Origin of the sequence: Psychrobacter sp. TB55-MNA-CIBAN-0194 (genome assembly GCF_040309505.1) — a bacterium.
GTDB classification, from domain to species: domain Bacteria; phylum Pseudomonadota; class Gammaproteobacteria; order Pseudomonadales; family Moraxellaceae; genus Psychrobacter; species Psychrobacter fozii.
Genome location: NZ_JBEOOW010000640.1, coordinates 1 through 246, shown reverse-complemented (window position 1 = coordinate 246; position 246 = coordinate 1). Strand labels below are relative to the sequence as shown.

The 246-nt window shown below is 42.3% G+C and carries 1 protein-coding gene; it reads left to right on the top strand.

Translation table 11 applies throughout. The annotated features are described in order from the left end of the window. Positions 1–246: hypothetical protein (locus AAEY75_RS16570; RefSeq protein WP_352260256.1), on the top strand; the 246-nt coding region annotated here is incomplete at both ends.

Below are 246 nucleotides of genomic sequence, written 5' to 3'. Positions count from 1 at the left end.
CTGTAGAAGAGCGTAAACGCCAGGAAGAAGCAGCAAGATTAGCGGAACAGAAAAAAGCGGAAAAAGAAGCTGCGCAAGCGGCTGCAGAAGAAGCAAAGAAGCGTGCTGCAGAAGAAGCTCAAATGGTGCAATCTATTGGAGGTATAATTAATGATAGATTATCAAAAGCTTGGAATAGGCCGCCTAGCGCAAGAAATGGAATGAAAACTACATTAAAGATTTCTTTTTTACCTTCAGGCGAAGTTC